Here is a 10,182-nt window from a genome sequence, read left to right as displayed (position 1 = left end):
AAACAGCGCGGAGCGCTGTTCACCGGATGCTCCCCGAGTGGGAGAGGGCGTGACGTGGCTCACCAGCTCCATAGCGTGCCGTCCTCCAATCGGTTTACGGGGAGGAAGGCGCGCTTGTATTCGTACGTCGCCGCCAGATCCTCGTCGACGTCCACGCCCAGCCCCGGCGCGTCGCCCGGGTGCATCATGCCGTCCGCGAAGCGGTAGCCATGAGGAAAGACCGCATCGGTCTCGGCGGTGTGGGGCATGTGTTCCTGAATGCCGAAATTGGGCACCGACAGGCCGAAATGCAGCGCGGCGGCCATCGTCACCGGCGACAGGTCGGTGGCGCCGTGGCAGCCGGTGCGGACCTGATATAGCTCGGCCAGCGCGGCGATACGGCGTAAATGCGTGATCCCGCCGGCATGGACGATGGTGGCACGGATATAGTCGATCGACTGCGTTTCGATCAGCGACTTGCAATCCCAGATCGAATTGAAGACCTCGCCCACCGCCAGCGGCGCAGTCGTGTGCTGGCGGATCAGGCGGAACGCGTCCTGGTTCTCCGCCGGCGTCGCATCCTCCAGCCAGAAGGGGCGATAGGGCTCCAGGTCGCGGCCGAGCCGCCCCGCCTCGATCGGGGTGAGGCGGTGGTGGATGTCGTGCAGCAGATGGATGTCCCAGCCCAGCGCCTCGCGGGCGGCGGCGAACAGTTGCGGCACCACGCGCATATATTTCTCGGTCGACCACACCGCCTCGGTCGGCAGGTCGCCATCGGCCGGCTCGTAGCGCTGGCCCGCCTTGGCGACGCCGTAGGTGGAGGCAAGGCCCGGCACGCCGCATTGCAGGCGGATCGCCCGGTATCCCTGGTCGCGGTGGCGGATCGCCTCGGCGATGGTGTCCTCGATGCTGGTGCCGTTGGCATGGGCATAGACCATGCAGCCGTCGCGCACCGCGCCCCCCAGAAGCTGGTAGACGGGCAGGCCCGCAACCTTGCCCTTGATGTCCCACAGCGCCATGTCGACCGCGGCGATCGCGGTCATCGTCACCGGGCCGCGGCGCCAATAGGCGCCCTTGTAGAGATATTGCCAGATATCCTCGATCCGGTGGGCGTCGCGGCCGATCAGGCAGGGGACGACATGGTCGGTCAGGTAGCTGGCGACGGACAGTTCGCGGCCGTTCAGCGTGGCATCGCCGAGGCCGGTGGTGCCGTCGTCGCATTCGATGCGGAGCGTGACGAAATTGCGGCCCGGACAGGTGACGATGACGCGGGCGGAGACGATCTTCGGCATCGTGGTCCTTCAGGCGATGTCTAGGGTGACGGACTGGAGATCGCGGCTATTGGCGCCGGTCATGATGTGGAACTGGCCGGGTTCGACCACCTCCTCCATGTCGAGGTTCCACAGCGCGAAGGCGTCGGGACCGAGGGTGAAGCGCACGGTGCGCCGCTCGCCGGGCTTGAGCGAGACGCGCTGGAAACCCTTCAGCGCCTTGATCGGCTGGGTGACGCTGGCGACCAGATCATGGACGTAGAGCTGGACGACCTCGTCCCCCGCCCGCGTGCCGGTGTTGGTCACGTCCACCTCGACCTCGACGCTGGCCGCGACACCAATGCGGGTGGCGGACAGGCGCGGCGGGGAAAGCTGGAAGGTCGTGTAGCTGAGGCCGAAGCCGAACGGGAACAGCGGATCGGTGGTGTCGAACAGATAGCCGCGCCGCGCCGAGGGCTTGGCATCGTAGAAGACCGGCAACTGCCCGACATGGCGTGCGACGGTGACGGGCAGCTTGGCGCCCGGGTTGACGTCGCCGAACAGCGCGGCGGCCATCGCATGGCCCCCCTCCTGCCCCATATACCAGCATTCCAGCACGGCGTTCGCGCCCCCCGTCACGGTCGGCCACGACGGCGGACGGCCGTTGATCGCGAGTACCACGACGGGCTTGCCGGTCGCCTTGAGCGCGAGAAACAGCGCGTTCTGTTCGCCGAGCAGGTCGAGGTCGGTGCGGTCGCCGAGATGGTTCTTCGCATAGCCCTCGCGGCTGGTCTGTTCGGTGTCGCCGATGGCGAGCAGGACGATATCGGCGGTGTTCGCCACCGCCACCGCCTCGGCGATAAGCTGGCGGTTCTTGGCGGGATCGGCGAGCAGCACCTCGTTGGCGGAGCGATCCTCGCTCCGGGTGATGAAGACGCCTTGGGCATGGACGACCTCGGCACGACCGGCGAGACGCTGGCGGACGCCGTCGAGCAGCGAGACCGGCGATTTCGGGATGGACGAATAGCCGCCCAGCCGTGCGACCGCCGCATTGGGGCCGATCACCGCCACGCGCCTGTGCCCGCCCGGCGTCAGCGGCAGGGTGCCGTCGTTGACGAGCAGCGCGATCGACTTTTCCGCGGCCTCTCGGGCAAGCGCCCTCGCCTCGTCATTCGCGGTCAGGCGGGCGGCGGCGCGGGGATCGACGGTGGCACCCTCGAACAGCCCGGCGCGGAACTTCAGCGTCAGCATGCGGCGGCATGCGGCATCGACCGCGGCGAGCGAGACCTGGCCGGCGCGAACCTGATCGGCGAGCGAGCGGAACGCCTGCCCGTCGGGCAGGTCGCTGTCGACGCCGGCGGCGAGCGCTAGGCGGGCGGCGCCGTCCATGTCGGCCGCGACATGGTGGAAGCTGGCGAGTTCGGGGATGGCGGCATAATCGCTGACGATCGCGCCGTCGAAGCCCCATTCGCCGCGCAACACCTGCGTCAGCAGCCAGCGGTTCGCGTGGCTGGGGACGCCGTCGATCTCGTTATAGGAGGGCATGACCGCGCCGATGCCGGTCCGCTTCACCACCTTGCGGAAAGGCGGAAAGAAGCGTTCGCGAAGCTCGCGCTCGGCGATCGGGGCGGGCGCGACATTCTCGCCGCTTTCCGGCTGGCCGTGGCCGGTCATGTGCTTGAGCGTGGCGAAGACCTTGCCCGGTGCCAGCGTCTTGCCCGGCCCCTGCAGGCCCAGCACCGCGGCGACGCCCATCTCGCCGCACAGATAGGCGTCCTCGCCGAACGTCTCCTCGATCCGGCCCCAGCGCGGGTCGCGGGCGATATCGACGACGGGCGACAGGGCCAGCACCGTGCCGTGCGCCCGCACCTCGCGCGCGATGACCGCGTTGACGCGCTCGACCAGATCGCGGTCGAAGCTGCCGGCGAGCGCGATCGCCTGCGGAAAGCTGGTCGCCTCGGGCGCCATGTAGCCATGCAGCGCTTCCTCATGGAACAGGATCGGGATGCCCAGGCGGCTGCGCTCCACCGCCCAGCCCTGCGCCGCGTTGACGAAGGCGATCGTGTCGGCCGGTGCGCGCCAGCGGCCGGTGACGTCGGTGCCGGTGTTGTTCGCGGTCGCCGCACCGCCCCGGTCGGACGGCCGCGCGATCTGGCCGATGCCGTGGGGATAGGCGGCGTCCGCCCTGCTCGGATCGAAGGCGCGCGCATCGTTCATCACGTCACGCTTGGAGGTGGAAAGGGTGATGAGTTGCGCCACCTTCTCGTCCAGCGTCATCCGGCCCATCAGGTCGCGGACGCGCAGGTCCACGGGGGCGCGTGCATCCTTGTAGAGCGGCGCGGCGGGGCGGGCCGCGGCAGGCAGGAAGGCGAGCGCGGAGGCCGACACCGACCAGCGCAGCAGATCGCGGCGGCTTGCCATCATTGCACGGCCCCGACAGGGTGGAACGACGTGGCAGATTGCATCCTGACCTCTCCTGAAATTGGTCAGACGCCACATTCTTCTTGATGCGGTCGCTGATAGCGTTACCAATGACCTAGCCGACGGGGACTTGTCAATTACCCGCGGGATCGCCCGGTAAAATGGGGAAAGGTGAGGATGGCCATGATGCGATGGAAAGCCCTGATTTCTGCGGCTCTGGCGAGCGCGTCTTTGCCTGCGATTGCGATGGCCGAGGATGGATATGCGCTCTGGATGCGCTATCAGCCGCAAGCGTCCCTACAGGGCGAAGTGGTCAGGCAACCGGTATCGATCGTCGTCCCGAACGCCACGCCCACCCTGACCCGCGCGGCGGAGGAATTGCGACGCGGGCTGTCCGGCTATGCCGCCGGGCCGGTGGCGACGGCGCCGGCCGTGCGCGCCGGATCGGTGATGCTGGCGGTCGCGAGCGACCCGGCGGTGGCGAGCCTGCACCTCCCGACACGGTCGCTGGCCGACGAAGGCTATCTGGTGCGATCGGTCACGATCGGCGGAGCGCCGGTGACACTGGTGACGGGCAATAGCGACCGGGGCGTACTCTACGGCGCCTTTGCGCTGCTGCGCCATCTGGGCACCGGCGGCACGCTGGCCAAGGTCGACCTGACCTCCACCCCCAAGGTGAAGCTGCGCGTGCTGAACCATTGGGATAATCTGGATGGCTCGGTGGAGCGTGGCTATGCCGGCCAGTCCATCTGGGACTGGTGGAACCTGCCCGACCTGAAGGACCCGCGCTACACCGACTATGCCCGCGCCAACGCGTCGATTGGGATCAACGGCACCGTCCTGAACAATGTCAACGCCAAGGCGGACAGCCTGACCGCGCCCTATATCGCCAAGGCGGCGGCGCTGGCCGACATATTCCGTCCCTGGGGGATCAAGGTCTATCTGTCGGCCCGCTTTTCCGCCCCGATCGAGATCGGCGGGCTGAAGACCGCTGACCCGCTCGACCCGCAGGTCGCGGCATGGTGGAAGGCGAAGGCGGACGAGATCTACCGTGCCATTCCCGATTTCGGCGGCTTTCTGGTCAAGGCCAATAGCGAGGGCCAGCCAGGTCCGCGCGATTACCATCGCAGCCATGCCGACGGCGCGAACATGCTGGCCGCCGCGGTCGCCCCGCACAAGGGCATCGTGATGTGGCGCGCCTTCGTCTATGCCGACACCGATCCCGACGACCGGGCCAAACAGGCCTATACCGAGTTCAAGCCGCTGGACGGCACGTTCGCGCACAATGTGCTGGTGCAGGTGAAGAACGGCGCGATCGACTTCCAGCCGCGCGAACCCTTCCACCCGCTGTTCGGCGCGATGCCGAAGACGCCGCTGGTGATGGAATTCCAGATCACCAAGGAATATCTCGGCTTCGCCTCCCACCTCGCCTATCTCGGGCCGTTGTTCCAGGAGGTGCTGGACGCGCCCACCGGCGTGAAGCGCGGTCAGACGGTGGCCGATGTCGTCGACGGATCGGCGGAAGGGCACAGGCTGACGGGCATGGCGGGCGTCGCCAATATCGGGCGCGACCGCGACTGGACGGGATCGCCGTTCAACCAGGCCAACTGGTATGTCTTCGGCCGCATGGCCTGGGACCCGGAGGCGCATGCCGACACGATCGCGCGCGAATGGGCAGCGCAGACCTTTACGCCCGACCCGGCGGTGGTCGATCCCGTGGTCGCGATGATGATGGGATCGCGCGAGGCGGTGGTGGATTACATGACGCCGCTGGGCCTGGCCCATCTGATGGCGACGGGGCACCATTACGGGCCGGGGCCGTGGGTGTCGGACCTTGCCCGGCCGGAATGGAACCCGGCTTACTATCACCGGGCGGATAAGCAGGGCATCGGCTTCGACCGGACCAGGAGCGGCAGCAACGCGGTCGCGCAATATGCGCCGCCGGTGGCCAAGCGCTTCGCCGATGTCGGCACCGTGCCGGAGCGCGACCTGTTGTGGTTCCACCATGTCGGCTGGGACCGGCGCATGGCATCGGGCCGGACCTTGTGGGAGGAGATGGTGCGGCATTACGATGCCGGCGTCGCCTATGTCGCGGGGATGCGGCAACAATGGGATGCGCTGCGCCCGCGGATCGATGCCGAGCGGTGGGAGAAGACTGCAACGCTGCTGGCGATACAGGAGCGGGAAGCCCGGTGGTGGCGGGATGCCAGCCTTGCCTATTGGATGTCGGTCAACGGCCGCGCATTGCCGGCCGGCGCCAGGGCGCCCGAGCATGATCTGGCCTGGTACAAGGCACAGAACTTTCCGCGGGCGCCGGGGCATACGGGGTAGTTTTTGATCACGCGAAGACGCGAAGCCGCGAAGAGGAAGAAAGAACGGGTTCACGCGGAGGCGCGGAGGCGCGGAGATTGCGTTGGTAGCCCCGTCTCGCGTCAGCGAGACCTTCCACATGTCTGCTCGCCATTGCATGAGCCGCCGCTGGCGGCTCGGGGCATGAACCGCGGGCGGAACATCCTCCGCGTCTCCGCGCCTCCGCGCGAACCACCTTCTTCCTTCTTCCTTCTTCGCGTCTTCGCGTCTTCGCGTGAAAACCTAAAGCCCCTCGCCCCACCCACTGCGCATGGGACAGCCGCCGCGCGAGGTCCCAGACCTGCTGGCGCTGGGGCATACGGCGTGATTGATCACGCGAAGTCGCGAAGCCGCGAAGAGGAAAGAAGAACGGGTTCACGCGGAGACGCGGAGACGCGGAGATTGCGTCGGCGGCCCCCGTCTCGCGTCAGCGAGACCTTCCATAACCCTGCTCGCCATTGCATGAGCCGCCGCTGGCGGCTCGGAACATGGGCCGCGGGCGGAACATCCTCCGCGTCTCCGCGTCTCCGCGCGAACCACCTTCTTCCTTCTTCGCGGCTTCGCGTCTTCGCGTGAAAACCTAAAGCCCCTCGCCCCCCACCCACTGCGCATGGGACAGCCGCCGCGCGAGGTCCCAGACCTGTTGACGCAGATCGGGAACCGCAACCACCTCCCACAAGCCACCGCGCGTCATCGGGCCGATGCAGTAAAGCCGGTCCTGCGCCTCACCACCCGCATCGATCGCGCGCGACTGGCGGTCGACCTCCAGACCGAGGCGCAAGGGATCGGGACGGATCGCGCCCTCAACCAGCAGATGGCGGATCAGCGGCTCGTCCGAGCGCAACAGGTCGCCCTGCGGCCCGGTACAGTTGACGAGGCGCGCGGCGGGCGTGCTCTCCACCCGGTCCGTCCCGCGCGGGCGCCAGTGCAGCGTCAGGCCGGACGGCGCGGCCTCGGTCGCAATCGACTTGCCCGCAACGAACCGCAAGCGCCCACTCTCCACGAGCGCATCGATCCGGTCGGCCACCTGCGGCGCGAGGCGGTGGCGATGGACGTCCCAATAAGGGCGCAGGTGGCGGAGGAAGCGGCGACGATCGGCATCGTCGGTCGCGCCCCACAGCATCTGCGTCACCGGGCGCAACTCGTCCACCGCACCGCGCCAGCCGATCTCCTGCGCGCGCGCGCGGACGGTGGCGATCAGCGCGGAGGGACGCCCCTGCGGCCGGTCGCGCAGGCCGGGGACATGGGCGCCCTCGGCATGGCGGCGCGGGGCAAGGCCGCGACGGGACAGCGCGAGGATCTCGCCGCGAAAGCCGCGCGCATCGAGCAGAAGCGCGGCATCGATCGCGGTCAGGCCGGTGCCGACCAGAATGACGCGGTCGTCGTCCGCCAGCCCTTGCGCGATGTCCGCGCTCCACGGATCGGGGCAATAGCCGGGGACCGCCGGGTCGATGCCGGGCGGGGTATGCGGCGGCAGGTTGCCCAGCGCCAGCACCGCGACGTCGGCGGCGATCCTCGTACCATCGGCCATGGCCAGCGTGACACCGGAGCCGGGGCGGTCGATCGCGCGGACCTCGCCCGTCACCAGTCGCAGCCGCCCGCCCGCCTGTGCGGTGGCGGCATCCAGCATGGCGCGCAGATAGGCGCCGTAGATGCGCCTGGGCACGAAGCTGTGGCGATCCCCCTTGCCCTCGCGCGCCAGCCATTCGACGAAATGGCCGGGTTCGTCGGGCAAGGCGCTCATCCGCTCGGCGCGGACGTTGAGCAGGTGATCGGGATGCGCCGCGCTATAGGCGACGCCGCGCGCCAGTTGCTCGGGCCGCCGCTCGACCAGGGTCACGCGCGGCCCTTGATGCCGGAGCAGGTTGATCGCGAGCAGGGTGCCCGAGAAACCGGCGCCGACGATCACGACATGATCGGCGTCGGCGGCGAGAAGCAGGTCGGATTGGGCCATCGCCGCACAGACTAGGCGATGGCCCCCGCCATGGCTACCGCTTGCTCACAGGTCGATCGAGGCGGACAGCTTGAAGGTGCGCGGGGCGCCCTGCAACAGCGCCTGCGACGACGTATCGAAGGCCGAGGCCCAATAACGGCGGTTGGCGACGTTATCGACCGCGAAGCGGAAGGTCAGCGGCATCTCGCCGATCACCGCGACATAGCGCGCGCCCAGGTCGAGCCGGGTCCAGTCCCCGATCGAAAGCGTGTTGGCCGCATTCACCTGCTGCTCGCCGGTGTGCACGACACGGCCGGTCAGCGTCAGGCCGGGGACGAAGGACAGGTCCCATTCGACATTGGCGTTGGCCAGCCATTCGGGCACGCCGGGGGCGGTATTGCCCTCGTTGGCGACCAGCGCCTGGTCGCGCAGTTCGGTATCCAGCACCGAGACGCCCGAGATCAGCCGCAGCCCGCGGGTCAGCTCGCCGCCCAGCGTGAATTCCAGCCCGCGATTGCGCTGTTTGCCGAACACGCCGAAGCGGTTGAACCCGGTCCCTTGCGGATCGGGGATCGCATAGGCGCTGGGCAGATCGGTGGTGAAGGCGGCGAGGCTGGCGTTGATCGCACCGATCGCGAACTTGGCGCCGACCTCATACTGCACCGACTTGAACGGCGCGAAGATCTCGCCGGGGTTGATCAGCGTCGTATCGGTGGTCGACGCGGTCGGCCCCTGCTGCAACCCCTCGATCCGGTTGGCGTAGACCGACAGGGTCGGAGTCGGCTTGAAGACGATGCCGACCACGGGGGTGATCGCATCCTCGTCATAGCGGGTGGCAAGTGCGCCGGTCGTGATCGCATAGCCCTTCACCGCGATCGTCTGGAGGCGCAGGCCCGCGGTCACCAGCAGCCGATCCTCGAAGAAGCCCAGCGTGTCGGACGCGAAGACGCTGCCCAGCCGGGTGCGGCTGACCGGGAAGGGATCGTCGAGATTGCCGCCGACCAGTGTCGAGCTCGGGATGGTGGCGACCGGCGTGTCGTACAGGTTGGTGGCAAATCCGACATAGCCGGGGCCGTAGAGGAAGTCGTAGGCGTTGCGATTGACCTGCCAGATATGGCTGCCGCCGACATTGATCTCGTGGCTGATCCCGGCGCCGGCCAGCTTGACGCGCAGTCCGCCCTGCGCCGCCTCGTTGTTCGCGGTCAACGGCACGAACAGCGCGGTGCCGGTGGCCGCGCCGGTCGCCGCATTGTTGATGGTCAGCCCGCTATACAGCCCGCGCTCCGACCCGTCGCGCGCCCCGGCCTGCGCCCACAGCATCGCACCGTCCGCCAAATCCCACTCCCCCCGCACCGTACCAAACACATCGCGCAGCGTCGAATAGGTCCAGGGTTGCGCGTAATTGGCATCGGCATCGGGCACCGCCGGGATCGCTGCACCGGCACCGATCGTGACCTTCGGGCGCAGGCCGCGGATCCTGACCCGCTGATAGCCGAGGTCGGCGGACAGGCGCACCGCCGCGCCCCGGTAGTCGATCGCGCCGCCGATGACGTAGCTGCTGCGGAACTCGTCCTCGATCGCGACGTCGCCGCTGCGCCCCGCACCGTTGATCCGCACCCCCCATGCGCCGTCATCGCCGAAGCGGCGCGACACGTCGAAACTGCCGCCGAAATGGCTGTCGGAGGTGTAGTTGCCCGTCACGCGGGTCAACGGCACGTCGCCCGCCCGCTTGGCGATCAGGTTGACGCTGCCGCCGATGCCGGTGCCGCCGGGCGCCGCCCCGTTCAGGAAGGCGGTGGCGCCGTTCAGCACCTGGACCTCCTGGTAGAGTTCGGGCGCGATCAGCTGGCGCGGCGTGATGCCATACAGGCCGTTCAGCCCGACATCGTCGCCGTAGAGCGTGAAGCCGCGGATGACGAACTGTTCGGCGGCATTGCCAAAGCCATAGGTGGTGCGGATCGTCGGGTCATTTTCCAGCACCTGTCCCAGCGTCTGGGGCTGCTGGTTGAGGATCAGCGCCTCGTTATAGCTGCGGATGCTGAACGGCACGTCCTCGCCGCGCTTGTCGCCCAGCACGCCGACCGAGCCGGCGGACACGACCTGCGTCGCATTCTGCCCCTGCGCGGTCACCAGGATTTCATCGTCACCGGCGCGGTCCTGCGCTGTGGCGGGGATGGCGTGGAGAACAGCGGCGCCGGCCAGCAGCACGGCCAGGCGGCGGGTGGAAACGTTCATCGATCTTCCTTTGGT

The 10,182-nt window shown here is 68.4% G+C and carries 5 protein-coding genes; 1 reads left to right on the top strand and 4 read right to left on the bottom strand.

The window, feature by feature from the left end:
- Positions 1–59: 59 nt before the first annotated feature.
- Both manD and NPJ82_RS06810 read right to left on the bottom strand, forming a co-directional pair.
- Positions 60–1,271, bottom strand: coding sequence for a D-mannonate dehydratase ManD (gene manD / locus NPJ82_RS06815; protein WP_342658790.1), 1,212 nt, complete (start codon positions 1,269–1,271; stop codon positions 60–62).
- A 9-nt stretch (positions 1,272–1,280) separates the two neighbouring features.
- Positions 1,281–3,650: a glycoside hydrolase family 3 N-terminal domain-containing protein gene (locus tag NPJ82_RS06810; protein ID WP_342658973.1), complete on the bottom strand. Its 2,370-nt coding sequence runs from the start codon at positions 3,648–3,650 to the stop codon at positions 1,281–1,283.
- Positions 3,651–3,833: 183 nt separating this feature from the next.
- Here NPJ82_RS06810 and NPJ82_RS06805 point away from each other — a divergent pair, with 183 nt between their 5' ends.
- Positions 3,834–5,981, top strand: a complete 2,148-nt coding sequence (locus tag NPJ82_RS06805; protein ID WP_342658789.1) for an alpha-glucuronidase family glycosyl hydrolase — start codon at positions 3,834–3,836, stop codon at positions 5,979–5,981.
- 598 nt (positions 5,982–6,579) lie between these two features.
- Here the strand turns inward: NPJ82_RS06805 and NPJ82_RS06800 are convergent.
- Both NPJ82_RS06800 and NPJ82_RS06795 read right to left on the bottom strand, forming a co-directional pair.
- Positions 6,580–7,953, bottom strand: a complete 1,374-nt coding sequence (locus NPJ82_RS06800; RefSeq protein ID WP_342658788.1) for an FAD/NAD(P)-binding protein — start codon at positions 7,951–7,953, stop codon at positions 6,580–6,582.
- A gap of 45 nt (positions 7,954–7,998) precedes the next feature.
- Positions 7,999–10,167, bottom strand: a complete 2,169-nt coding sequence (locus NPJ82_RS06795) for a TonB-dependent receptor (RefSeq protein WP_342658787.1) — start codon at positions 10,165–10,167, stop codon at positions 7,999–8,001.
- Between the last annotated feature and the right edge of the window lie 15 nt (positions 10,168–10,182).

The organism is Sphingomonas sp. NY01, from assembly GCF_038809135.1.
Taxonomy (GTDB): domain Bacteria; phylum Pseudomonadota; class Alphaproteobacteria; order Sphingomonadales; family Sphingomonadaceae; genus Sphingomonas; species Sphingomonas carotinifaciens.
Note: the sequence above shows the minus strand (reverse complement) of the source record. Positions and strands in the feature narration are given on the sequence as shown.

Excerpts from the sequence above, each read along its gene's own strand:
- NPJ82_RS06800 (WP_342658788.1), bottom strand. The coding sequence starts at position 7,953 with ATGGCCCAATCCGACCTGCTTCTCGCCGCCGACGCCGATCATGTCGTG.
- manD (WP_342658790.1), bottom strand. The coding sequence starts at position 1,271 with ATGCCGAAGATCGTCTCCGCCCGCGTCATCGTCACCTGTCCGGGCCGC.
- NPJ82_RS06805 (WP_342658789.1), top strand. The coding sequence starts at position 3,834 with ATGATGCGATGGAAAGCCCTGATTTCTGCGGCTCTGGCGAGCGCGTCT.
- NPJ82_RS06810 (WP_342658973.1), bottom strand. The coding sequence starts at position 3,650 with ATGGCAAGCCGCCGCGATCTGCTGCGCTGGTCGGTGTCGGCCTCCGCG.
- NPJ82_RS06795 (WP_342658787.1), bottom strand. The coding sequence starts at position 10,167 with ATGAACGTTTCCACCCGCCGCCTGGCCGTGCTGCTGGCCGGCGCCGCT.